The sequence below is a fragment of the Ruegeria sp. BK1 genome (assembly GCF_056535645.1).
Genome location: NZ_JBQFIS010000001.1, coordinates 2,165,828 through 2,188,873, shown reverse-complemented (window position 1 = coordinate 2,188,873; position 23,046 = coordinate 2,165,828). Strand labels below are relative to the sequence as shown.

At 60.7% G+C, this 23,046-nt stretch carries 20 protein-coding genes; 11 read left to right on the top strand and 9 right to left on the bottom strand.

Annotation, left to right across the window (positions count from 1 at the left end; genetic code table 11):
• The first annotated feature begins 96 nt into the window (after positions 1 to 96).
• The 6 genes from ACR3E7_RS10960 (at position 97) to ACR3E7_RS10935 (ending at position 6,626) form a co-directional block, all read left to right on the top strand.
• Complete coding sequence (locus ACR3E7_RS10960) at positions 97 to 975, top strand: RNA polymerase factor sigma-32 (RefSeq protein ID WP_170772462.1); 879 nt, start codon at positions 97 to 99, stop codon at positions 973 to 975.
• Entirely contained in the window at positions 972 to 1,787 is an 816-nt protein-coding gene (locus ACR3E7_RS10955) for a ChaN family lipoprotein (protein ID WP_480504531.1), read from the top strand. Before ACR3E7_RS10960 ends, ACR3E7_RS10955 begins: the two co-directional genes overlap by 4 nt.
• Positions 1,788 to 1,850: 63 nt before the next feature.
• The gene (gene coaBC, locus ACR3E7_RS10950; RefSeq protein ID WP_480504533.1) at positions 1,851 to 3,047 is read left to right on the top strand and encodes a bifunctional phosphopantothenoylcysteine decarboxylase/phosphopantothenate--cysteine ligase CoaBC; all 1,197 of its coding nucleotides are present in this window, start codon (positions 1,851 to 1,853) and stop codon (positions 3,045 to 3,047) included.
• 15 nt (positions 3,048 to 3,062) lie between these two features.
• Positions 3,063 to 3,518: a dUTP diphosphatase gene (gene dut / locus ACR3E7_RS10945; protein ID WP_480504535.1), complete on the top strand. Its 456-nt coding sequence runs from the start codon at positions 3,063 to 3,065 to the stop codon at positions 3,516 to 3,518.
• Positions 3,518 to 4,555, top strand: a complete 1,038-nt coding sequence (locus tag ACR3E7_RS10940; protein WP_480504537.1) for a HesA/MoeB/ThiF family protein — start codon at positions 3,518 to 3,520, stop codon at positions 4,553 to 4,555. Before dut ends, ACR3E7_RS10940 begins: the two co-directional genes overlap by 1 nt.
• 58 nt (positions 4,556 to 4,613) lie before the next feature.
• Positions 4,614 to 6,626, top strand: a complete 2,013-nt coding sequence (locus ACR3E7_RS10935; protein WP_480504539.1) for a M3 family metallopeptidase — start codon at positions 4,614 to 4,616, stop codon at positions 6,624 to 6,626.
• Here ACR3E7_RS10935 and ACR3E7_RS10930 read toward each other — a convergent pair.
• The 6 genes from ACR3E7_RS10930 to ACR3E7_RS10905 are packed head-to-tail and all read right to left on the bottom strand — an operon-like array spanning position 6,615 to position 13,179.
• A complete protein-coding gene (locus ACR3E7_RS10930) occupies positions 6,615 to 7,547 on the bottom strand; it encodes a 2-hydroxyacid dehydrogenase (RefSeq protein ID WP_170772452.1) in 933 nt (310 codons plus the stop codon). The genes ACR3E7_RS10935 and ACR3E7_RS10930 overlap by 12 nt on opposite strands.
• A gap of 15 nt (positions 7,548 to 7,562) precedes the next feature.
• Complete coding sequence (rodA, locus tag ACR3E7_RS10925) at positions 7,563 to 8,702, bottom strand: rod shape-determining protein RodA (RefSeq protein WP_170784822.1); 1,140 nt, start codon at positions 8,700 to 8,702, stop codon at positions 7,563 to 7,565.
• Positions 8,699 to 10,648, bottom strand: coding sequence for a penicillin-binding protein 2 (mrdA, locus tag ACR3E7_RS10920; protein ID WP_480504541.1), 1,950 nt, complete (start codon positions 10,646 to 10,648; stop codon positions 8,699 to 8,701). The genes rodA and mrdA overlap by 4 nt, the downstream gene beginning before the upstream one ends.
• Positions 10,645 to 11,181 (bottom strand): rod shape-determining protein MreD, encoded by a 537-nt coding sequence (locus ACR3E7_RS10915; RefSeq protein ID WP_170784820.1) that lies wholly within the window; start codon positions 11,179 to 11,181, stop codon positions 10,645 to 10,647. The genes mrdA and ACR3E7_RS10915 overlap by 4 nt, the downstream gene beginning before the upstream one ends.
• Positions 11,174 to 12,076: a rod shape-determining protein MreC gene (gene mreC, locus ACR3E7_RS10910; protein WP_170784818.1), complete on the bottom strand. Its 903-nt coding sequence runs from the start codon at positions 12,074 to 12,076 to the stop codon at positions 11,174 to 11,176. The genes ACR3E7_RS10915 and mreC overlap by 8 nt, the downstream gene beginning before the upstream one ends.
• 56 nt (positions 12,077 to 12,132) lie before the next feature.
• Positions 12,133 to 13,179: a rod shape-determining protein gene (locus ACR3E7_RS10905; RefSeq protein ID WP_039523195.1), complete on the bottom strand. Its 1,047-nt coding sequence runs from the start codon at positions 13,177 to 13,179 to the stop codon at positions 12,133 to 12,135.
• A gap of 155 nt (positions 13,180 to 13,334) precedes the next feature.
• Here ACR3E7_RS10905 and rlmJ point away from each other — a divergent pair, with 155 nt between their 5' ends.
• Positions 13,335 to 14,120 (top strand): 23S rRNA (adenine(2030)-N(6))-methyltransferase RlmJ, encoded by a 786-nt coding sequence (gene rlmJ, locus ACR3E7_RS10900; protein ID WP_480504544.1) that lies wholly within the window; start codon positions 13,335 to 13,337, stop codon positions 14,118 to 14,120.
• A 153-nt stretch (positions 14,121 to 14,273) separates the two neighbouring features.
• Here rlmJ and ACR3E7_RS10895 read toward each other — a convergent pair whose 3' ends face one another.
• Positions 14,274 to 15,842, bottom strand: a complete 1,569-nt coding sequence (locus ACR3E7_RS10895) for a 2-isopropylmalate synthase (RefSeq protein WP_170772442.1) — start codon at positions 15,840 to 15,842, stop codon at positions 14,274 to 14,276.
• Positions 15,843 to 16,128: 286 nt separating this feature from the next.
• Here ACR3E7_RS10895 and ACR3E7_RS10890 point away from each other — a divergent pair, with 286 nt between their 5' ends.
• Positions 16,129 to 16,794, top strand: coding sequence for an SDR family NAD(P)-dependent oxidoreductase (locus tag ACR3E7_RS10890; RefSeq protein WP_170772440.1), 666 nt, complete (start codon positions 16,129 to 16,131; stop codon positions 16,792 to 16,794).
• Positions 16,795 to 16,796: 2 nt separating this feature from the next.
• Here the strand turns inward: ACR3E7_RS10890 and ACR3E7_RS10885 are convergent, their stop codons facing one another.
• Positions 16,797 to 18,254: an MORN repeat-containing protein gene (locus tag ACR3E7_RS10885; protein ID WP_480505771.1), complete on the bottom strand. Its 1,458-nt coding sequence runs from the start codon at positions 18,252 to 18,254 to the stop codon at positions 16,797 to 16,799.
• Positions 18,255 to 18,400: 146 nt separating this feature from the next.
• Between ACR3E7_RS10885 and ACR3E7_RS10880 the strand changes: the two genes are divergently transcribed.
• The 3 genes from ACR3E7_RS10880 (at position 18,401) to ACR3E7_RS10870 (ending at position 22,034) form a co-directional block, all read left to right on the top strand.
• Positions 18,401 to 20,059, top strand: a complete 1,659-nt coding sequence (locus tag ACR3E7_RS10880) for an NAD+ synthase (protein WP_480505773.1) — start codon at positions 18,401 to 18,403, stop codon at positions 20,057 to 20,059.
• Between the two features lie 282 nt (positions 20,060 to 20,341).
• Positions 20,342 to 20,575 carry a hypothetical protein gene (locus tag ACR3E7_RS10875; protein WP_480505775.1) on the top strand — a complete coding sequence of 78 codons (234 nt, stop codon included), beginning with the start codon at positions 20,342 to 20,344 and terminating at the stop codon, positions 20,573 to 20,575.
• Between the two features lie 130 nt (positions 20,576 to 20,705).
• Positions 20,706 to 22,034, top strand: a complete 1,329-nt coding sequence (locus ACR3E7_RS10870; protein ID WP_170784804.1) for an NAD(P)/FAD-dependent oxidoreductase — start codon at positions 20,706 to 20,708, stop codon at positions 22,032 to 22,034.
• Between the two features lie 3 nt (positions 22,035 to 22,037).
• Here ACR3E7_RS10870 and ACR3E7_RS10865 read toward each other — a convergent pair whose 3' ends face one another.
• Positions 22,038 to 22,970: an MBL fold metallo-hydrolase gene (locus ACR3E7_RS10865; RefSeq protein ID WP_170784802.1), complete on the bottom strand. Its 933-nt coding sequence runs from the start codon at positions 22,968 to 22,970 to the stop codon at positions 22,038 to 22,040.
• Positions 22,971 to 23,046: the final 76 nt, after the last annotated feature.

The window sequence follows — 23,046 nt, the reverse complement described above, 5'->3', positions numbered from 1 at the left end:
CTTACCTTCCATGTGATCCACCCGGTTTCGTTCTGCGTATCGACCATAGGTCGGCAAGGCAAGGCCGGGGTGCGCCTGCGAAAAGGGGAGGTTTCCATGGCACTGGATAACGCAAACGATTTTTCGATGTCACGGCAGGCAATGAAGGCCGAATTGCTGGACGCGGAGACCGAATTGAAATTGGCCTATGCGTGGCGTGACCACCGCGATGAAAAGGCGCTGCATCGGTTGATCACCGCATATATGCGGCTGGCGATCTCTATGGCGGCCAAGTTCAAACGCTATGGCGCGCCGATGAATGACTTGATTCAAGAGGCCGGTTTGGGCCTGATGAAAGCCGCCGACAAGTTCGACCCGGACCGGGGGGTGCGGTTCTCGACCTATGCGGTCTGGTGGATCAAAGCCAGCATTCAGGACTATGTGATGCGCAACTGGTCGATGGTGCGCACCGGGTCGACATCGTCGCAGAAGTCGCTGTTTTTCAATATGCGCCGAGTTCAGGCTCGTCTGGAACGTGAAGCCGCGACTGAAGGAATGGAATTGGACAGGCACCAGCTTCATCAGATGATCGCTACCGAAATCGGTGTTCCTCTTCGTGATGTCGAAATGATGGAAGGTCGTTTGTCTGGATCAGATTTTTCGCTGAATGCGGTGCAATCTGCGGATGAGGATGGGCGCGAGTGGATTGACGCGCTGGAGGATGAGCGCGAGCAGGCCGCCGAAACCGTCGAGAACAGCCATGACACCGCGCAGTTGCGTGAATGGCTGGTAACTGCCATGCGATCCCTGAACGATCGTGAGCAGTTCATCGTGCGCGAACGCAAATTGCGCGAACCGGCGCGGACATTGGAAAGTCTGGGTCAGGAATTGGGTCTGTCGAAAGAGCGTGTGCGTCAGCTAGAAGCCGCCGCTTTCGTCAAAATGCGCAAGAACCTTGAAGCGCAATCGCGCGAGGTGCAACACTTCATCGCATGAGACAGTTTGCGATTCTGCTGTGCGCGCTTGTAGTTACAGCCGGTGTAGGCCGGGCCGACGGACTGATTCCTGATGATGTTGCCGACGCAATGCGCGCGGCGGATGTAGTGATTTTGGGTGAAATCCACGACAACCCACAGCATCACATCGTCCAAAAAGAGGCGTTGGAGATCATCAACCCCTCGGCCGTGGTCTGGGAAATGGTCACCGAAGAGGGCGCGCAACGGCTGGCTCAGAAAGCTGCGACCAACCCCGAGGAATTGGACCGTATCCTGAAATGGGCCGAGATGGGGTGGCCGTCTCTCAGCATGTATTACCCGGTCTTTCAGGCTACCGATGCGCCGGTCTATGGGGCGATGGTTCCCCGTGCGGCGGCGCGCGCTGCAATGGAACGGGGTGCTGCCACGGCGCTGGGCGCGGATGCGGCGCGCTATGGGCTGACCGTGCCTCTTTCGGCTGCGGATCAGGCTGAACGCGAGGCAGATCAACTGGCGGCGCATTGCGATGCGCTCCCGCAAGAGGCGCTGCCTCAGTTGGTGGCCATCCAACGTTTGCGCGACGCGGTTCTGACGCGTTCGATCTTGCGTGCCGATGACGAAACAGGCGGGCCGATTGCTGTGATCACTGGTAATGGGCATGCCCGCAAGGATCGCGGGATTCCGACATTCACGTCCCGGCTGCGCCCCGGCCTGAAAGTCTTTGTGTTGGGGCAGTCCGAGGATGGCGCGATCTCAGGCGAGTTTGACGCGGTGATCGACAGCCCTTCGGTCGAACGCGAAGACCCCTGTCTGGCATTCCAGACGCAGAATTAACCGCTGGAACTGTCTGGTCTGCTTGCCTAATGTCAGGGCCGACCGGGACGGGAAGGGCTGAACATGCTGGCATCGAAACGAATTCTGCTGATCATCGGCGGAGGCATCGCAGCCTATAAATCGCTGGATCTCATCCGCCGCCTGCGCGAACGCGGCGCGGCCGTAACCCCGGTTCTGACCCGCGCGGCTGAGGAATTCGTGACCCCTTTGTCCGTGTCTGCCTTGGCCGGAGAGAAGGTCTATCGCGATCTTTTCGATCTGACCGATGAGGCCGAGATGGGCCATATCCAACTCTCCCGCTCTGCCGATCTTGTAGTGGTTGCCCCGGGCACTGCCGATCTGATGGGCAAAATGTCCAGCGGGCTGGCCAACGACATGGCTTCGACCCTGTTGATGGCGACGGACACGCCGGTTCTTTGCGCGCCTGCGATGAATGTACGGATGTGGGATCACCCCGCGACGCAGCGCAATCTGACGCAACTGCAGGCGGATGGTGTCCGCTTTGTTGGCCCGAACGAGGGCGACATGGCCTGTGGCGAATACGGCCCCGGCCGCATGTCCGAACCGCTGGAGATCGTCGCGGCGGTCGAGGCGCAGCTGGGTGGCGGCCCCTTGCAGGGCAAGCGTATTCTGGTCACTTCGGGCCCCACCCATGAACCCATCGATCCAGTGCGCTATATCGCCAACAGGTCCTCGGGCGCGCAAGGAACGGCGGTGGCGAGGGCGCTCGCCGCGCTGGGGGCCGAGGTGGTGTTTGTCACCGGCCCGGCGGATGTGGCTCCGCCCCAAGGCGTACAGGTGGTTGCGGTCGAGACCGCGCAACAGATGTCGGATGCGGTGGACGCCGCCTTGCCCGTGGATGCGGGCGTGTTTGCGGCGGCTGTGGCGGATTGGCGGGTGGCCAGCGCCTCGGACCGGAAGCTAAAGAAAACCCGCGACGGCCTGCCCGCGCTGGAATTTGCGGAAAACCCCGACATTCTGAAACGCATCTCGCATCTGGAAACGGGTCGCCCCGCGCTGGTCGTGGGCTTCGCCGCCGAGACCGATAGTGTGATCGAACACGCCACCGCGAAGCGCGCGCGTAAGGGGTGCGACTGGATTGTGGCCAATGATGTCAGTCCCGCCACCGGCATCATGGGCGGGTCCGAGAATGCGGTCACGTTGATTTCGGACGCAGGGGCCGAAGAATGGCCACGTATGAGCAAGGACGCTGTGGCCGAGCAGTTGGCGCGCAAGATCGCCGACGCGCTGACCGCGTGAGGGAAAGGAAACAAGATGGTTGCAATTCGCGTGATCCGCGAGGACGGCTCTGACCCCTCAGTACCGTTGCCGTCCTACGAAACCACTGGTGCGGCGGGCGCGGATGTTCGAGCCAACCTACCGGATGGAGCGTCGATAACGCTGAAACCCGGACAGCGCGCCTTGGTTCCCACCGGCCTGCGGATCGAAATCCCGAATGGCTATGAGGTGCAGGTGCGTCCAAGGTCCGGGCTGGCGTTGAAACATGGGATCACGCTACCCAACACGCCGGGTACGATCGACAGCGATTATCGCGGCCCGCTGGGTGTGATCGTGCTGAATGCCGGGCAGGAGGTGTTCGAGATCACCCACGGCGAACGCATTGCGCAGCTTGTCGTGGCCCCGGTCGTTCAGGCCACGTTTGAGTCTACCGATACGCTCAGCGACACCGAACGCGGCGCGGGTGGGTTCGGCTCGACCGGGCGCGGCTGATGCTGTTGGTTTTCATTCTGGCTGCCGGGCTGTGGGGCGTTGGCTATCTGGCTGGCGTGTCGCGCACCGCGCGGATGACATCCGTCGGGGTGTTGCTGTTGGGCGTGATCACGGCGCAGCTGGTTCTACCGGACGGGCACCCCTTGCGTCAGGCGACTGGCGGCTCTGCGGCGATGTGGCTGATCCTGGCTGGTTTCGCGGTTCTGGTTCTGGTTTATGGAAGGGTGCTGAAAGCGTTACGCAACCGCGCGACGCCTGCCACGAAGGAGTCCGCCATGCCATCCGACCAATTCTCTGAAACCGAGCTGGAACGTTATGCCCGCCATATCGTGTTGCGGGAACTGGGTGGGCCGGGTCAGAAAAAGATGAAACAGGCCCGTGTGCTGGTTATCGGTGCCGGGGGGCTGGGCGCGCCAGCGCTGCAATATCTGGCTGCCGCCGGGGTTGGGACCATCGGTGTTATCGACGATGACGAGGTCGAAAATGCCAATCTGCAACGTCAGGTCATACACCGCGACGCGGATATCGGGATGCCCAAGGTTTTCTCGGCGCAGCAGGCCATGCAGGCGCAAAACCCTAATGTGATCGTGCTGCCTTACCACCGCCGTCTGACTGATGAGATCGCGCAGGATTTGTTTGCCGATTTCGATCTGATCCTCGATGGCACTGACAATTTCGACACTCGCTATCTGGCCAACCGCACGGCGGTTGCGCTGGGCAAGCCGCTGATCTCGGGTGCTCTGTCGCAATGGGAAGGGCAGCTGAGCGTCTTTGATCCCGCCCATGATGCCCCTTGCTATCAGTGTATATTCCCAGAGGCTCCGGCCCCAGGGCTGGCGCCTTCCTGCGCCGAGGCTGGCGTGATTGGCCCTCTGCCCGGCGTTGTGGGCTCGATGATGGCGGTGGAGGCGATAAAGGTGATCACCGGGGCTGGGCAGGCTCTGCGCGGTGAGATGCTGATCTATGACGCGCTTTATGGGGAAAGCCGCAAGATCACCCTGTCGCGCCGCGCCGATTGTCCGATTTGCGGTAATTGAGCGCGCGCACTGGATCATCCCGCCCTGCGTTCCTAGGTTGTGCTCAAAGGAGAGTTTCATGACCAACCCGATCCTGTCCGACTGGACCACACCGTTTGAAATCGCGCCCTTCGACACGATTGCCGACACCGATTTCGCGCCCGCGCTGGATGCGGCCTTGCAGGCGCATAACGCGCAGATCGCCGCCATCGCGGACAACCCCGACGCGCCCAGCTTTGCCAATACGGTTGAGGCGCTTGAGGCTGCGGGTGAGCAATTGGACAAGGTCCTGTCCGTCTTCTTCACTGTGGCCGGGGCTGACAGCAACCCGGCGCGAGAAGAGCTGCAGCGTGACTTCTCGCCCAAACTAGCGGCGCATTTCTCAGGCATTTCGTCGAACAAGGCGTTGTTTCAGCGGGTGGCCGATCTGTGGGCGCGCAAGGATGATCTGGGCCTGACGGACGAACAGGCGCGGGTGTTGATGTTGACCCATCGTGGCTTCGTTCGCGCAGGCGCGGCGCTGACCGGGGATGCAGACGCGCGGATGCAGGAAATCAAGGCGCGGCTGGCCTCGCTGGGTACATCCTTTACCCAGAACCTGCTGGCGGATGAGCGTGAGTGGTTCATGGACCTGTCCGAGGATGATCTGGAAGGTCTACCAGATTTCGTCGTGGATGCGGCCCGCGCTGCCGGGCAGGAAAAGGGTGTAGATGGTCCCGTTGTCACCCTGTCCCGCTCGATCATCGTCCCATTCCTGCAATTCTCGCCCCGCCGCGATCTGCGCGAGGTGGCCTATAAGGCCTGGACTGCGCGTGGCGCGAATGGGGGCAAGACGGATAACCGCGAAAATGCCGCCGAAATCCTCAGCCTTCGCCAAGAGCGCGCCAAGCTTCTGGGCTATGACAATTTCGCGGCCTACAAGCTGGAAACCGAGATGGCCCGCACGCCGGACAAGGTGCGTGACCTGCTGATGCAGGTCTGGGAACCCGCCAAGGCCCGCGCCGATGCGGACGCCGAGATTCTGACGCAGATGATGCAGGCGGATGGGGTCAATGGCCCACTGGCCGCGTGGGATTGGCGCTACTACGCCGAGAAACGCCGCAAGGCCGAGCATGATCTGGATGAGGCGGCGCTGAAACCCTACCTGCAGCTGGACCGGATGATCGAGGCCGCCTTTGCCTGTGCCAACCGCTTGTTCGGGTTGGAGTTCGGGCCGCTGGACGTGCCGCTCTACCACCCCGATTGCCGCGCTTGGGAGGTCACGCGCAATGGTCAGCATATCGCGGTGTTCATCGGGGATTACTTCGCGCGGGGCTCCAAGCGATCCGGCGCGTGGTGCAGCGCGATGCGGTCGCAGGCCAATTTTCCAAAAGTGCAGGCTCCGGTCGTGATCAATGTCTGCAATTTTGCAAAGGGCGATCCGGCGCTGCTGTCTTATGATGACGCCCGGACGCTATTTCATGAATTCGGCCATGCGCTGCATCAGATGCTGTCGGATGTGACTTATGAAAGCATATCGGGTACGTCTGTCGCGCGCGATTTCGTAGAACTGCCCAGCCAGCTTTACGAACACTGGTTGGAAGTGCCCGAAGTTCTGGCCGAGTTCGCCACCCATGCCGAAACCGGCGCGCCGATGCCGCAAGACATGCTGGACAAGGTGCTGAAGGCCGCCAATTTCGATCAGGGGTTTCAGACGGTCGAATATGTCGCCTCGGCGCTGGTCGATCTGGAGTTCCATGACGGCGCGGCCCCGGTGGACCCGATGGCAAAACAAGCGCAGGTGCTGGACGGTCTTGGGATGCCTCCGGCCATCGGGATGCGCCACGCCACCCCGCATTTCGCGCATGTCTTTGCGGGTGACGGCTATAGCGCGGGCTATTACAGCTATATGTGGTCCGAGGTCATGGACGCCGACGCCTTCGCCGCCTTTGAAGAGGCCGGTGGCGCATTCGATCCCGACCGCGCCAAGGCGCTGGAGGAGAACATCCTGTCCACCGGAGGCTCCCGCGAGGCCGAAGACCTGTATCTGGCCTTCCGGGGCCGGTTGCCGGGGGTCGAGGCGTTGCTGAAAGGGCGCGGGCTAGTAGCCTAAAGCGCGGTCGACGAGGTGCAGGTAGGGTTCACCCGCCTCACCGCGTCGAATGTTTTCAACGATCACCTGCGCGGCTGTCACTGGCCGCGTTTCCGAGGCGATATGCGGCGTGACCGTCACGTTCGGATGCGCCCAATAAGGGTGGTCGATTGGCAAGGGTTCAACCCGGAACACGTCCAACGTGGCGTGGCCGATTTGTCCGGCGTTCAGCGCATCCAGCAGGGCGCTGTCGTCGATGAGAGGGCCTCGGCCCGGATTGATCAGACATGCGCCCTTAGGCAGCAGGGCGAGAGTTTCCGCGTTCAACAGGTTCTCGGTCGCCGGTGTGTCGGGCAGCAGCAGAACGACGATTTCAGCTGTGGTCAGAGCCGCGCGTAGCCCGTCTTCGCCGTGCAGGCAGGTGACACCGGGGATGTCCTTGGGCGACCGACTCCAGCCCGTGACGTTGAAACCCAATACAGCAAGTGCCCGCGCGGATGCCTCGCCCAACATGCCAAGGCCCAGTATGCAGACGGTGCGTTCAGGGGCCAGCGGTGGGGCCTCGGGTGTCCATGTGCCGTCCTGAACAGTGATATGGCGGTCCATTCCAAGATGGTATCGCAGCACGTGGCCGACCACCCATTCGGTCATGCCTTGCGTCAGGCCGAAATCCACCATTCTAGCGAGGGGAACGGTTAGGGTCGCGTTATCTGCGATGCTTTCGACCCCGGCCCACAGGCTGAGCACGGCCTTCAGCCGCGAATACGGCGTGAAGTCCAATAGCCCACCGTTTGGCGCATAGACCACGTAATCGACCTGATCCGGGTCCATCTGCGTTCCGATTGCCGCATCCACCCCCGCATTGGTCAAGCCGTCTGACAAGAGGGGTTCATACACGGGCCACAATTCAGGGCGCGCGGAAAACAGGACGTTCACGGGCATCGGAGGCCTTTCAAATCAGCGAGGACGATGGATATGCGCGCTTTGCACAATACCGAAGGCCGCCATCAGGACAAGCATGGCCGAGCCGCCATAGCTGACCATTGGCAGGGGCACACCCACGACCGGGGCCAGTCCCATCACCATCGACATGTTCACCGCGAAGAACAGGAAGAAGTTCAGCGCGATGCCCAGCGTCACCAGCGACGAAAACCGGTCCTTGGTCGACAACGCCGTCACCAGACAGAACACGATGATCAGGCCATAAAGGATCAACAGGGTAATGCCACCGACAAAGCCGAACTCCTCGGCCAATGTGGTGAAGATGAAATCGGTATGTTTTTCCGGCAGGAAGTTCAGCCGCGATTGCGTGCCCTGCATGAAGCCGCGCCCGTTCCAACCACCTGATCCAAGCGCGATTTTGGACTGAGTAATGTGATAGCCCGCGCCCAGCGGGTCGGTGGAGGGGTCTAGAAAGGTATCAATCCGGCGGAATTGGTAGTCCTTAAGCAACTGCCACTCGGTTCCGCGGCTGTTGAAAACGGTTGCGATCAGCCCGACCACGGCGGCGATGACAGCGGCGAAATAGGCCCAGTGGACCCCTGCCAGAAACATCATCCCGCCTCCAGCCGCCAGCAACAGGATCGAGGTGCCAAGGTCGGGTTGTTTCAGCACGAAGAACACGGGGATCAGGATCAGGATCACCGGAAGGATCACCCACAGCGGGCGCGAGGTTTTGTGCGAGGGCAGCCAGTCGTAATAGGCGGCCAGCACCATCACAAGGGCGACCTTCATCACCTCGGACGGTTGCAGGCGCATGAAACCAAGGTCGATCCAGCGCTGTGCGCCCATGCCAATCGTCCCGAACAGCTCGACCACGATCAGCAGGCCAATTGAGCCCAGATAGGCCAGAACCGACATGTTGCGCCAGAACCAGATGGGGACAAGCGCGATGATGAACATCACCGTCAGGCCCAGCCCGAACCGTTCCATCTGCGGTTCGGCCCATGGGGTCCATGACCCGCCTGCGACCGAGAATAGCATCAAGAACCCAGCACTGGCCACGCTGATCAGCAGCAGGGTCAGGGGCCAGTTCATATACAAGAACTTGCGGAACCCCGAGGGCGTGGATTTGACCGTATATTCAAGATAGCTCATGCGCGGTCCTTTTCGGACGGGCGCGCTTTGGGACGGCGATCGCCTTCAAGCTTCTTTTGCAGTTCCTTGATCCGGTCGCGGTCTGCCACCGGATAGGCGTCCAACGGCGGCGTTCCATTATAGAGCGCCTGTAACATGATATCCCTCGCCACAGGGGCTGCGGCTTTCGACCCGCCGCCGCCATGTTCCACCACCACGGCAATCGCGTATTTCGGCTTGTCATAGGGCGCGAAGCTGACAAACAGAGCATGGTCTCGACGCTCCCACGGCAGGTCTTCGTTTCGGATGACGCCGGCGGCACGTTCGGCCTTAGTGATGTTGCGCACCTGGCTGGTGCCGGTTTTGCCCGCCATTCGGAAATCATCGGCTATGATGCGGCTGCGATAAGCTGTACCGCGCCGGTCATTCGATACCGTCCACATCGCCTGCCGAACTTGTTCCAGATTACGCGGGTTGACGTTCAGCGGCTCACCTGCGCCCGAGGGTTGCTCGACCCCGTTCATCGACCGAACTAGACGCGGCGAGACAGATCGCCCGGTCGCAATCCGTGCGGTCATCACGGCCAGTTGCAGCGGCGAGGCCAGCATGAACCCTTGACCGATCGAGGCATTGGCCGTGTCACCCACCAGCCATTCCTGCCCATGCACACGCCGCTTCCAGTCTTGATTGGGCGCCAGCCCGGCGGCCACGGCGGACATCGGTATGTCATGCTTGATGCCCAGCCCAAAAGTCCGTGCCATGTCCGAGATTTTGTCGATCCCCGTGCGCAGGGCCACGTCATAGTAATAGACATCGCAACTGCGTTTGAGCGAGGTTTCCAGATCGACTGTGCCATGCCCGCCGCGTTTCCAGCAATGGAACCGGCGGCTGCCAACCTTCAGGTGGCCAGGGCAATAGACGGTGTTCGATGGTCCGATCACTCCGGCCTCCAACGCGGCCATGGCGGTGATCATCTTGAAGGTCGATCCCGGCGGGTAGGTGCCCTGCACGGTCTTGTTGGCCAGCGGGCGGTAATTGTCCTGCGTCAGGGTCCGGTAATCCGCGACCGAGATGCCGCGCACGAACAGGTTGGGATCAAAACTGGGGGCTGAACTTATCGCCCGGATATCGCCGGTTTCGCAGTCGATCACGACCGCAGCGGCGCTTTCGCCCGCCAGACGTGCCTGCGCGTATTGCTGCAGATCGGCATCGACAGACAGTTGCAGATCGGCCCCGGCGGTACCTTCCTGCCGGTCAAGCTCGCGCATGACGCGGCCAGTGGCGTTGACCTCGACTCGTTTGGCCCCGGCCTTACCCCGCAGGCTGATTTCCTGTTTGGCTTCTAGCCCGACCTTGCCGATCTGGAACCGAGGTATGCGCAGCACGGGTTCGGGGTCTTCGATCTGGCTGAGGTCATAGTCGCTGACCGGGCCGACATAGCCAACGACATGGGCGAAGTCCTCGTATCTGGGATATTGTCGTGTCATGCCGACCTCGGGCGTGACACCGGGCAGGGCGGGGGCGTTGACGGCGACTTTCGAGATATCTTCCCACGTGACCTGATCGGCCAGCGTGACCGGCAGGAACGGGGCCGAGCGGCGCATCTCGGTCTTGGCGCGCTCGATCTCATCATCGGTCAGCGGGATTAGGTCAGACAGTCTGGCGATAACGGCGTCTACGTCGCCCGCATCCTCGCGCACCATCACGATCCGGTAAGAGGGCGAGTTCTGTCCGATGATCTGCCCGTTGCGGTCGTAAATCCGACCGCGTGTCGGTGGGATCAGGCGGATGTTGATGCGGTTTTCTTCGGCCAGCAGGCGGTATTCATCCGCTTGATCCACCTGCATATACCGCATCCGTGCGGCAAGACCGCCAATAAACACGGCCTGCAACCCGCCAAGAACAAATGCGCGACGGGGCAGTCTTTTATAGGCCAAACCCTGCGATTTCTGTTTGCGTGGCTTCATGGGCGGGCTCCTACTGCGCCGGACTCCGAGGTCGAAACCCGCCGCACGCCGAATCCGCTCTGGCTGAGCAAAACAATCAGCGGATAAACCGCAATCGTCAGAACCACTTGTATCACGACCGGACCCAATGCTGCCTGTTGTACGGACAGAATAGCAAGAATGACGCGGTTGAGGGCAAAAACAGCCGTGATGACGACGGCGGCGCTGGTCCATTCGCCCATGAACCCGGCGTCACGTAAGCCGGGTGCTGCGTTGCGCAAGTAGGACGCGCCCATCACAACCAGCGCGGCCAGCAGACCCGGAGGACGTTGCAGCAGCAGATCGGCCAGCAACATCACCACCGCGATTAGAGGGATGGGCACAAACTCGGGACGCCGCAACACCCAGGCAAATGTCAGCGCAATGATCAGATCAGGAAAGGGCCAGCGATCTGGCCGCGCGTTCAGTGGCAGCAGATGAAAAAACAGGATCAGAAGGGCTAGAAACAGATACAAGCCGCGTTTGGCCCAAAGCTGCGAAGTCTGACTATCCATCGCCGACCTCCGATGGGGTCAGGGCGGCTTCGGGGCGTCTGGGGCCGACGACATCGCCGGAATCTTCGATACGTGGAGCCGAATGGAAGCGCAGCACGCGTAAAAATTCCAGTCGTTCGAAATCGGCGGACAGGCGCACACGTAGGCGCCCACCGGGGTCGGCGGCGATCTGTCCGATCAGCAGGCCGCCAGGAAACACCCCGCCATCGCCCGAGGTCACGACCCGATCACCCGGTCGTACAAGCTCGCGGTTTTCCAGGAATTCCACAGCGGGCGAAGGCGTATTGTCGCCGGTGATCAGCGCGGTTTGACCCGAAGGCTGGATCGTTGCCGGAATGGCGCTGGACGCATCGGTCAGCAGAATGACCCGTGCTGTATCGGGGCCGACGCCGGAAATGCGCCCGACGACGCCGATCCCGTCCATCGTGGCCCAGCCATCCATGATGCCGTCCCGTTCGCCCACATTCAGCAACACCGATTGCCGGAAGGGCGAGCCGCTATCGGCCATCACAACCCCGGTGATATAGGTCAGGCGCGGATCCAGCCGCACGTTGTTGAGGTCCAGCAGGCGCGCGTTTTCCTGTTCAAGCTGTAGCGCGGCCTCTTTCCAGGCCCGCATCAGGCGCAACTCGCTGCGCAGCTCCTGGTTTTGTGCGCTTAGCCGCTGATAGCTTTGGAAATCGCGGACAAGGTTTACGACTGCCGTCACTGGCACCATCGCCCATTCCATCGACGGCACCACGCGGTCCACCACCTGCGCCCGAAACCGCTCGACCCGAGGGCTGTCTATGCGCCAGACCAGAAAGATGCCCAGCAAGCACAGCACCACGATCCCCAACAGCAAGCGGCGCAGAGGGGCCGTGTATTCATCGCGCTGTGATCGGTCGTTTGCCACAGGTTACCTTCCCGTGCTGCTCTTGCCCGAGTTTTCACCCCGAAAGGGTGCGCGCCTTAGCTTTCGTAGTCAATCGCGTGGCGCAGTTGTTTTTCATATTCCAGCGCTTTGCCGGTGCCCAAAGCCACACAATTCAGGCTTTCATCGGCAATCGACACAGCCAGACCAGTCTGTTCGCGCAGGGCAAGGTCCAGATCGCCCAGCAGCGCGCCGCCGCCGGTCAGCATCACGCCCCGGTCCACGATGTCGGCGGCCAGATCGGGCGGTGTGGTTTCCAATGCTGTCATTACCGCCTCGCAAATCTGTTGGACGGGTTCCGACAGAGCCTCGGCGACCTGAGCCTGGCTGATCTCAATCTCTTTGGGTACGCCGTTAAGCAGGTCACGGCCCCGGATATGCATCGACTGGCCACGACCGTCGTCAGGCATCCGGGCAGTGCCGATGGTGGTCTTAATGCGTTCAGCGGTGGATTCGCCCACGAGAAGGTTCTGCTGACGGCGCAGATACGAGATGATCGCCTCATCCATTCGGTCTCCGCCCACGCGGACCGAGCGCGCATAGACGATGTCGCCCAGCGACAGAACCGCAACCTCGGTGGTGCCGCCGCCGATATCAACGACCATGTTGCCGGTCGGGTCGGTGATCGGCATGCCTGCACCAATGGCGGCTGCAATCGGTTCGGCAATCAGGCCCGCGCGGCGCGCACCTGCCGACAGAACCGACTGACGGATCGCACGCTTTTCTACGGGGGTCGCACCGTGTGGGACGCAGACGATGATCTTGGGCTTCGAGAAGGTAGACCGTTTATGCACCTTGCGGATGAAGTGCTTGATCATTTCCTCGGCAGTGTCGAAATCAGCAATCACGCCTTCACGCATCGGACGGATCGCCTCGATCGAGCCGGGGGTTCGGCCCAGCATCAGCTTGGCGTCTTCACCGACGGCCAGTACCTTTTTGACACCGTCCTTGACGTGATAGGCGACAACCGAAGGCTCCGACAGGATCACACCGCGCCCTTTGACATAAACCAGCGTGTTCGCTGTCCCAAGGTCGATGGCCATGTCCGCTGTGAACAAGCCGCCCAGATTGCCAAAGATTCCCATGCTTTTAATGATCCCGTTCGTCAAAATTACCACTGCCCGCGACTCGACGGTTCCGGGACGGATGTCTTATAGGGTGCCATCTCGCCCGGTAAAAGGGCTGATTCCGCGTCAATCAGCACCTTTCCGCCTTATTGATAGGGACTTTAGAAGGCAACATGCTCTCATATCAACATATTTACCATGCTGGAAATCTGGCTGACGTGCAAAAGCACGCTTTGCTGGCGTGGATGCTGGATTATCTGGCGCGCAAGGACAAACCCCTGACCTATGTCGAGACTCATTCGGGGCGGGGTTTGTACAAGCTGGACGCTGCTGAAGCGGTCCGCACCGGCGAGGCCGCGGCAGGAATTGAGCGCGCGCGGCGTGACGGGTGGTTTGGTGCTGATCATCCTTTGTCGAAGGCGTTGTCCAGCGTTCAGGCAACGCACGGGGCGCAGGCATATGCGGGATCGCCCCTGATTGCGGGCAATTTGCTGCGTGATCACGACAGTTTGCATCTGGCTGAAATGCATCCGCAGGAATATGAGGCGCTCTCACTGGCCGTTTCGCGGTTCGGAGCGAAGGTCTACAAGCAGGATGGCTATGCGCTGGCGCATTCATTGCTGCCGCCTACCCCTCGGCGGGGTTTGCTGCTGATCGATCCAAGCTATGAGGTGAAATCGGAATATGACCGCCTGCCGGGGTTCATTTCCAAGGTGCACCGAAAGTGGAATGTTGGGGTCATCGCGTTGTGGTATCCTATCTTGACCGATGGGCGACACAAGCCGATGATTGCGGCGCTGCGGGCGCAAACCCTGCCCAAAGCAGCATGCCACGAGGTGCGCTTTCCAGCCGCGCGCGAGGGGCACCGTATGATCGGGTCGGGAATGTTCATTCTGAACGCACCGTTTGGCATTCGGGACGAGTTTATGCGCCTATCCACCTTGTTTGAGCGGTTGTAGAAAGCCCTCCCGCCCCGATTGCCAGCATCAAAGATGCCGTCAATTGAGTTGGGCCCGGCAGCGCGCCGCAGGCGCGCTGCCGGGCCCAAAACCCAAGAAGGGTCGGCGAAGCCGGGCCGCCGCGGGTGCGGGAGCCTCTGCGCTCTCAGACGATCAGGTCAGGTCCTTATAGCTGATCTCACGTGCATCCGCGCCCGGACCGGCCTTTTCGCGTCGCATGATCAGGCGGTTCAGCGCGTGGATATAGGCTTTAGCCGAGGCAACGACGGTATCGGTGTTGGCCGATTGACCGGTTGCAATCATGCCATCCTCTTCCAGCCGCACCGAGACTGTGGCCTGGGCGTCTGTGCCTTCGGTCACCGCGTGCACTTGGTACAATTGCAGATGCGCCTTGTTGGGATAGATCGCACGGATTGCCTTGAAGGTCGCATCAACCGGCCCATCGCCGTGTTCTGTGGCGATGATGTCCTTGCCGTCCATCTCAAGTTCGACCGTCGATTCCGCCTGACCGCCTGTGCCGCAAGTCACTTTCATCGACACCAGTTGCAGATAGTCGTCATGCTCATCCATGGTCATCAGCGCGATGAGATCGTCGTCAAAGACTTCTTTCTTGCGGTCGGCCAGATCCTTGAACCGAACAAAGATGTCCTTCAGCTGATTGTCGCCAACATCAAAGCCTAAGGTTTCCAGCTTGTCGCGCAAGGCCGCGCGGCCTGAGTGTTTGCCCAGGGGCAAAGACGTGCCGGACAAACCGATATCTTCAGGGCGCATGATCTCGAAGTTTTCGCGGTTCTTCAGCATCCCGTCCTGATGGATGCCGCTTTCATGCGCAAAGGCGTTCTTGCCGACAATCGCCTTGTTGAACTGCACGTTGAAGCCCGACACCGTCGCCACACGGCGCGAGATATGCATGATCTTGGTGGTGTCGATACCCGTGTGCCACGGCATGATGTCATTGCGGGTGCGCAGTGCCATGACGACCTCTTCCAGCGCGGTGTTGCCCGCGCGTTCCCCCAGACCGTTGATGGTACATTCGATCTGTCGCGCTCCGCCCGCGACGGCGGCCAGCGAGTTTGCAGTCGCCATGCCGAGGTCGTTGTGGCAGTGGGTGGCGAAGATCACCTCATCCGCGCCCGGTACGGTCTCGATCAGGCGCTTGATCAGGTCGGCGCTTTCCACTGGCGCGGTATAACCCACCGTGTCGGGGATGTTGATCGTGGTCGCGCCCGCCTTGATCGCAATCTCGATCACGCGGCACAGGTAATCCCACTCGGTCCGCGTGGCGTCCATCGGTGACCACTGCACGTTGTCGCACAGATTGCGCGCGTGGCTAACCGTTTCGTGGATTTTATCGGCCATCTCGTCCATCGTCAGGTTCGGAATGGCGCGGTGCAGCGGAGAGGTGCCGATGAAGGTGTGAATGCGGTTTTGCCGTGCGTGTTTCACGGCGTCCCAGCAGCGGTCAATGTCTGCGAAATTGGCGCGGGCCAGACCGCAGATGCGGCTGTTTTTCGACCGCTCGGCAATCTCGCTGACGGCCTTGAAATCACCTTCGGAGGCGATGGGGAAGCCTGCTTCGATGATGTCGACGCCCATTTCGTCCAGCAGCTCGGCAATTTCGAGCTTTTCGTTATGGGTCATGGTTGCGCCGGGGCTTTGTTCGCCGTCGCGCAAAGTGGTGTCAAAGATCAAGACGCGGTCTTGGTCGGTCACGTTGGTCATGGGAATCTCTTTCTTCTTCTGTCCTAAAGCCTATGGCGCGCGGGCGTCCTCCTCTGAGCGGGCGCGCCGGATGGCACGCTCAGAGGCGGATTAGGATCAGTAGGCCACGCAGCCACGTACCGCGAAGGGCGGTGTCGGCAACAAGGATATCTGCGTGGTTGATCATGGGATTGAGGTTATACAGAGCGGAACGCGAATGAAAAGACGGAATTTACAGGTCTTACACGCGCAGGGACGTTTTTTGCGATGCGTTGAAGTAAGCGCTTGGGCTGCTAGGTGATCGGCTATGAAAAAAGCACTCATCATTGGCGCGTCGGGCGGGATCGGATCGGCGCTTTGTAGGCGGTTGGAGAAACAATCGGTCGCGGTAACAGGTTTGTCCCGGTCTTCGGTTGGGTTTGACCTGACCAAGCCAGACACCGTCAGTACTGCTCTGGCAGCGCTTGGAGGACCCTATGACCTGATCTTCGTTGCGTCTGGTGCGCTTGAAATCAACGGGGCTGAGCCGGAAAAGACGATCCGCGCTTTGTCAGCCAAGGCGATGATGGATCAGTTTGCTTTGAACGCGGTGGGGCCAGCTTTGGTTTTGGCACAAGCTGCGCGGTTGTTGCCGCGGGACCGGCGGGCCGTCGTGGCGGTGCTGTCGGCGCGGGTCGGGTCGATTGGCGACAACCGTCTGGGCGGGTGGATCAGCTACCGCGCGGCCAAAGCTGCTGTGAATCAGATCGTTCACACCTCGGCGATCGAACTGGCGCGGACACACAAGCAGGCGGTATGCGTTTCCCTGCATCCCGGCACGGTGCGCACTGAGTTCACTCGAAAATACGCAGGACGCCACGCGACCGTTGAACCAGACGAAGCCGCGCAGAATTTGCTGTCAGTGATCGAGGCGCTGGCCCCGGACGATACAGGTGGTTTTTTCGATTGGGCCGGGCAGCCGGTGCCTTGGTGAACCTAGCCGTCCGAAGGCGCGTCGGATGTGGTGTTTTCGGCCGGTGCAGCCTCGGGCTCGGCGGCGGTTTTGCCCGGTAGGACACCGTTTTCCCACACGCCTGATTCTTCTTGGCCGTTGGCATAGCGCATGGTTCCGTCGCCGTGGCGTTTGTTGTCCAGAAAGCCACCCTCATAGACGTCGCCCGTGGCATAGGTGGCGATCCCAGTGCCGCTGATTTTGCCACCCGCCCAATCGCCGGTATAGGTAAACCCACGGGGAGTGGTGATCGTTCCGAGCCCTTCGCGGACGCCATCTACGAATTCGCCTTCGTACACGGTTCCATCCGGGAAGCTGGCGCGCCCTTTGCCGTGGCGGGCGCCCTCGATCCAATCGCCCTCGTACGTATAGCCGTTGGCAAAGGTCAGAACGCCGGTGCCATGGCTGAGGCCGTTTTTGAACTGACCCGAATACACTACGCCGTTGGGGTAGGTTGCCTTGCCGGTGCCTTCGAAGATGCCTGCGATCCAGTCGCCCTCGTAGATGATGCCGTCCGGGTAGGTGTGCAGCCCTTTGCCATGGGGCAGGTCGGCGCTGAAGTCACCCACATAGGTGGAACCGTCGGGATAGGTCATCTCGCCAAAGCCTTCGATCTGCCCGTCCTGCCATTCGCCGGTATATTCAAAACCGTCTGTGCCCACGAACCGGCCTTTGCCGTGGCGGCGGTCGTCGGTGTAGTCGCCCTCATAGGTCGCGCCATTGGCGTATGTGGCCTTGCCCTTGCCCTGACGCCGCCCGTCGACCAGATCGCCTTCGTAGACGTCACCGTTGGCCTGTACCATGCGCCCCTTGCCGGTCATGCGATCCTGCACCCAGTTCCCGGTATAGGTCATGCCGTCGGGCACAGTCAGCGTACCCTGTCCATGGCGCACACCATTGTCGATGTCGCCCTCATAAACGCTGCCTTGGGTCGAGGTGATCTTGGCCTTGCCCTGTTTCGCGCCCTCAACCCAGTCGCCCTCATAGATATATCCGCTGGGGTCGGTCAGAGTTCCTTTGCCGTGGTACTGCGCCTGCTTGAACCCGCCTTCATAACGCGCGCCATTGGCATAGGTGGCAATGCCTTGCCCGTTGATCGTGCCATCAGACCATTCGCCCTCATAGCTGCCACCATCGGGATAGATGATCCGGCCGCGCCCTTCCGGCTGACCCTTTGCAAACGCGCCGTCATAGATTGACCCGTTCGCATAGCGGGCAATACCCCGGCCTTGAATTTCACCTTCGGACCACTCGCCCTCATATTCGAAGCCGTCGGGCAGGCGATAAGTGCCGGTGCCGTGCCGTAGCCCGTTCAGGAAAGTGCCTTCATAGACGCCGCCAACCTCATCATCCGCAATGATGACCTGCCCGTCCTGCGCACTGGCGGGCAAGACCAACAGGGCCATCGCGGTAGCGGCGATTGAGGTGCGGATGACGTTCATAGGGTTTTCCTGCCTGCGGGTGGTTGTTCTACAGCGCAAAACTAAGATACCGCCGGGGGCAGGGCAACGGGTTTTGCCGCATTTGCCTTTTCCTCGCGGTGCGATCTGGTAAATGGCATAGGAACTGACGAGGGCAAGAGGGCACCATGGCCGACCGTTTCCGCATCACTCTGGCGCAACTCAACCCTGTTGTAGGGGATATCGAGGGCAACGCGGCCAAGGCCGTCGCGGCATGGGAACAGGCGCGCGACGCAGGCGCGGACATGATTGCCTTCCCCGAGATGTTCATCACCGGCTACAATACGCAGGATCTGGTGATGAAGCCCAGCTTTCACCGCGCCGCCATGGCTGCGGTCGAGGCATTGGCCGCCCAATGCGCCGACGGTCCTGCGCTGGCGATCGGCGGGCCATGGGTCGAGGATGACAACCTGTATAACGCCTACCTGATCCTCAAGGGCGGCAAAGTCGGCAGCAAGGTGCTGAAGCATCATTTGCCGAACGAAACGGTCTTTGACGAGGTTCGCCTGTATGATTCCGGCCCGTTGGGCGGACCGTATTCGGTGGGCAATACGCGGATCGGCAGCCCGATTTGCGAGGATGGTTGGCATCCGGATGTCGCGGAAACTCTGGAAGAGACCGGGGCCGAGTTTCTGCTGATTCCGAATGGCTCACCTTATTTCCGCAACAAATACGACGTGCGGCTTAATCATATGGTGGCCCGCGTGGTCGAGACCGGCCTGCCGCTGATTTACCTCAACATGGTTGGCGGTCAGGACGATCAGGTCTTTGACGGCGGCACGTTTGGCCTGAACCCCGGCGGCGCGCTGGCCTTTCGGATGCCTGTGTTTGACGAGGCCGTTACCCATATCGATCTTGAGCGGGGCGATGAGGGGTGGCGGATCGTTCCGGCCGAGGTCGCGCCTCTCCCAGATGAATGGGAGCAGGACTATCGCGCGATGGTGCAGTCCTTGCGCGACTATATGGGGAAGACCGGGTTCAAAAAGGCGCTGCTTGGTCTGTCAGGTGGGGTTGATTCCGCTTTGGTCGCGGCAATTGCGGTGGATGCGATTGGGTCCGAGAATGTCCGCTGTGTGATGTTGCCGTCGGAATATACCAGTCAGGGTTCATTGGACGATGCAGAGGCCGTCGCCAAGGCACTGGGCGTGCACTATGACTACGTGCCCATCTCGGACAGTCGCGCCGCCGTGACGGACACTTTGGCCCCGTTGTTTGCCGGGCGTGACGCAGACTTGACCGAGGAAAACGTCCAGTCGCGTTTGCGTGGGCTGCTGTTGATGGCGATTTCGAACAAGTTTAGCGAGATGTTGCTGACCACCGGGAACAAATCCGAGGTCGCGGTGGGATATGCCACGATCTATGGCGACATGAATGGCGGGTACAACCCCATCAAGGACCTTTACAAAACCCGTGTCTTTCAGACCTGCCGCTGGCGCAATGAAAACCACCACGACTGGATGATGGGGCCGGAGGGCGAGGTCATTCGGTCCTCGGTCATCGACAAGCCCCCCAGCGCGGAATTGCGGGCGGATCAGAAAGACAGCGACAGCCTGCCGGACTATCCCGAGCTGGATGCAATCCTTGAAATTCTGGTCGACGGCGAAGGCTCGGTCGCGGATTGCGTTGAGGCCGGGTTTGATGCTGCTACCGCGCGCCGGGTTGAGCATCTGATCTATATCAGCGAATACAAGCGGTTCCAGTCAGCCCCCGGAACGCGACTGACTAGCCGGGCTTTCTGGCTGGATCGCAGGTATCCGATCGTGAATCGCTGGCGCGACCCGTCCTGAGTCGCCTGCCGCTGCGGCGCCTGCAGGTCGTATCGTATCTGTAATCAATGCCGCGGCTAGGGTGGCATTGTCTGCAATTCGTCGTGCGATGGGTTGCAAGTTGATCTTTTCTCAAGGGCTTGCTTGAGCGCGCGCCATTTTTTCGACACATTTTTGCTTGATTATCGCCCTAGCTGGGGCAGGTGTGACACATCCGAGATTGGGTGTCTGTGTTAACGATTTGGTATCGCTATGTATGAGGAATATGACAAACCTCTTCATGCTCCGCCGCCGTGGAATACAATGGCAGACAAGGGGCAGGATCTGAACGAAGCCGAGGTGGATGCCGCCATCGCCGGTATTTTGAGCGCGGCTGAGCCGCCTCTGCCTAAAGTTACGCCTACCGAGTTGCGCGAAGAACTGGTCGATGTTGACCTGCCCTTGCTCAAAGCTGCGGAGGATGAAGCCGAGACTCCGGTTGTCGGCTTCACCCAGGTTCTGCGTCAGAAATGGGCCGAACTATGCGGTGTGGCTTAGTCTGAATATCCCCGAAAATGGCGTGATTGACACAGGTTGTTTAAATCTGTGATCTGCGCCGAATGTCGTATTGCCTTGGGCCCAATCCCGCGCCTTCATTGCATTTCATAGAATGCAGTATGAGCGGTTGATGCCCGGCCCCAAACCAACCCCCGTTGAACCTGATCTGAAACTCCCCAAAGTGGTAGACGTTGTCGTGATCGGGGGCGGAATCATCGGCGCGGCAACTGCATTGGAGCTGTCCGAACGGGGCGTCTCGGTTCTGTTGTGCGAAAAAGGCCAGATTGCAGGCGAACAGAGTTCGCGCAACTGGGGATGGGTGCGATTGGGGCTGCGTGACCCGCGCGAAATTCCGTTGATGTGCGTGGCGCAAAAGATTTGGGACGGGCTGGACGAGAGGACCGGGCGTAAAACCGGGTTTACGCGATCAGGTATCCTGTTTGGCGCCTCCGGCGCGCGGGATGCGCAAAATCTTGAACGTTGGGCGCGACATGTCGATGGGTTGCAGATTGGCGCTCGGATGGTATCGGGGGCAGAACTGGACGACTTACTGCCCAGTCATCGGACCGATCTGGAGTGTGCCCTGCACATGCCCCGCGACGGCCGTGCCGAGCCGCAATGGGCGGCCCCCGCCATCGCCGAGGCCGCGCGCGACAACGGCGCAGTGTTGATGACCAATTGCGCTGTTCGCAGTGTTGATGTGCAGGGCGGGCGCATTGCGGGTGTTTTCACTGAACGCGGTCGTGTCGCCTGTGATCGCGTGGTGTTGGCCGGTGGCGCATGGTCGCGTTTGTTTGCTGGGAATGCGGGCATTGACTTGCCGCAGCTCAAGGTGCTGAACACGGTGCTGCGCACCTCTCCGGTCGAAGGGCCCGAGGCGGCGTTGTGGTCGGATGACTTCGCCGTGCGCAAGCGTGCTGACGGTGGCTATACGATCGCGTCCGGCCATGAAAACACGGTTGATATCGTGCCCGACAGCTTTCGGTTGGCATGGTGGTTCCTGCCCGCATTCCGGCAGGAGTGGCGGTCGCTGCGATTTCGGTGGTCGAAAAGGTGGGCCATTGAAGCCAAGCAGGACCGGAAATGGTTGCCTACGGATGTCACTCCGTTCGAACAGTGTCGCGTTCTGGACCCTGAGCCGTCTGGCAAGGTGCTGCGGCGGGCGTGGGCGAACGCGCGAAAGGGCATACCCGCGTTGCGGAACGCCGAGTTGGTGCAAAGCTGGGCAGGGATGATTGATGTTACGCCGGATGCAATCCCGGTAATCTCGGGCGTCGAAGAAATTCCGGGCATATTCATCGCAACCGGTTTTTCCGGCCACGGATTCGGCATCGGTCCCGGAGCGGGACGGTTGATGGCCGATCTGGTCACAGGGCGATCGCCCTGTGTCGATCCGGCCGCCTTCCGCCTGTCCCGTTTTACGGATGGCTCAAAAGTGCGGCCGGACCCAGGATACTAGAGCTTAGCCTGCCATCTGATAGCTGACGGGGACAAAGCGGAACCCGTCGCCGCGGGTCTCGACATAGCCAGCGGCGGGGAAGGGCATGTGGTAGCCGATCATCGGAACCTTGTCGGCGGCGAGCATACCCAGAACATTGCGACGCGCTGCTGTCGCGGCCGCTTTATCCATATCAAAGCGGACCTCCCACTCGGGGTGTGCGAAGGACCAGACATAGTGGTTGGCAAGGTCGGCGGTCAGTACCAGACGCTGGCCGTTGCTTTCCAGGTGATAGACCGTGTGGCCAGGTGTGTGCCCATAGGCGGCGACGGCGGTGATGCCCGAGGTGACTTCTCCACCATCGGTGAGGAAGGTCATCTTTTCGGCCTGTGGGGTCACTTTGGCGGCAACCAGATCACCGACGCGGTTGCCTGCATCCTGTGCCGCCCAGAAGTCATATTCCGGTGCGGCGGTCACGAAGCGCGCATTGGCAAAGGTTGGTGCATCGTCGGTGGTCATGCCGCCGATATGGTCGGGGTGCATGTGGGTGATCACAACAACGTCGATCTGATCGGGGGTGACGCCTGCATCTGCCAGCGCCGCCTGAATACCGCCCTGACCCAGCCCGGTGTCGAACAGAACCAGTTCGGACCCGGTATTGACCAGCGTCGGGGTAAAGAAGAACTGCGCCTTGTCTGCAGGGATGAAGTTGTCGGCGGATACTTTGGCAAATTCTTCATCCGATGCGCCACCGCCGAAGATCTCCTTGGCACCATCGCGGGGCAGGCTGCCATCCAACAGGGTCGTGACCGTGAAATCACCGAGGTGGTACGATTTGGCGATGGTCGAGTTGGCTTTGGTCTCGGTTCCCGCGGCCAAAAGCGGGGTCGCAGCTGCAGCAAAAGGTAGTGTGGCCGCGGCGCCCAAGGCCGCTCTTCGCGTCAAATTGATGGTCATATCTAAGTCTCCCTGTCAGAACGCCAGCTTCAAAGCTAGGCCGGTGCGCGTCTCTTGGTAGGTTATAGACCCAAGA

Coding starts and splice junctions, on each gene's coding strand:
- ACR3E7_RS10880 (WP_480505773.1), top strand. CDS start 18,401: ATGGCCGACCGTTTCCGCATCACTCTGGCGCAACTCAACCCTGTTGTA.
- rlmJ (WP_480504544.1), top strand. CDS start 13,335: ATGCTCTCATATCAACATATTTACCATGCTGGAAATCTGGCTGACGTG.
- ACR3E7_RS10890 (WP_170772440.1), top strand. CDS start 16,129: ATGAAAAAAGCACTCATCATTGGCGCGTCGGGCGGGATCGGATCGGCG.
- ACR3E7_RS10960 (WP_170772462.1), top strand. CDS start 97: ATGGCACTGGATAACGCAAACGATTTTTCGATGTCACGGCAGGCAATG.
- ACR3E7_RS10915 (WP_170784820.1), bottom strand. CDS start 11,181: ATGGATAGTCAGACTTCGCAGCTTTGGGCCAAACGCGGCTTGTATCTG.
- ACR3E7_RS10895 (WP_170772442.1), bottom strand. CDS start 15,842: ATGACCAACGTGACCGACCAAGACCGCGTCTTGATCTTTGACACCACT.
- ACR3E7_RS10870 (WP_170784804.1), top strand. CDS start 20,706: ATGCCCGGCCCCAAACCAACCCCCGTTGAACCTGATCTGAAACTCCCC.
- dut (WP_480504535.1), top strand. CDS start 3,063: ATGGTTGCAATTCGCGTGATCCGCGAGGACGGCTCTGACCCCTCAGTA.
- ACR3E7_RS10930 (WP_170772452.1), bottom strand. CDS start 7,547: ATGCCCGTGAACGTCCTGTTTTCCGCGCGCCCTGAATTGTGGCCCGTG.
- ACR3E7_RS10940 (WP_480504537.1), top strand. CDS start 3,518: ATGCTGTTGGTTTTCATTCTGGCTGCCGGGCTGTGGGGCGTTGGCTAT.
- coaBC (WP_480504533.1), top strand. CDS start 1,851: ATGCTGGCATCGAAACGAATTCTGCTGATCATCGGCGGAGGCATCGCA.
- ACR3E7_RS10865 (WP_170784802.1), bottom strand. CDS start 22,970: ATGACCATCAATTTGACGCGAAGAGCGGCCTTGGGCGCCGCGGCCACA.
- mrdA (WP_480504541.1), bottom strand. CDS start 10,648: ATGAAGCCACGCAAACAGAAATCGCAGGGTTTGGCCTATAAAAGACTG.
- rodA (WP_170784822.1), bottom strand. CDS start 8,702: ATGAGCTATCTTGAATATACGGTCAAATCCACGCCCTCGGGGTTCCGC.
- ACR3E7_RS10875 (WP_480505775.1), top strand. CDS start 20,342: ATGGCAGACAAGGGGCAGGATCTGAACGAAGCCGAGGTGGATGCCGCC.
- ACR3E7_RS10885 (WP_480505771.1), bottom strand. CDS start 18,254: ATGAACGTCATCCGCACCTCAATCGCCGCTACCGCGATGGCCCTGTTG.
- ACR3E7_RS10955 (WP_480504531.1), top strand. CDS start 972: ATGAGACAGTTTGCGATTCTGCTGTGCGCGCTTGTAGTTACAGCCGGT.
- ACR3E7_RS10935 (WP_480504539.1), top strand. CDS start 4,614: ATGACCAACCCGATCCTGTCCGACTGGACCACACCGTTTGAAATCGCG.
- ACR3E7_RS10905 (WP_039523195.1), bottom strand. CDS start 13,179: ATGGGAATCTTTGGCAATCTGGGCGGCTTGTTCACAGCGGACATGGCC.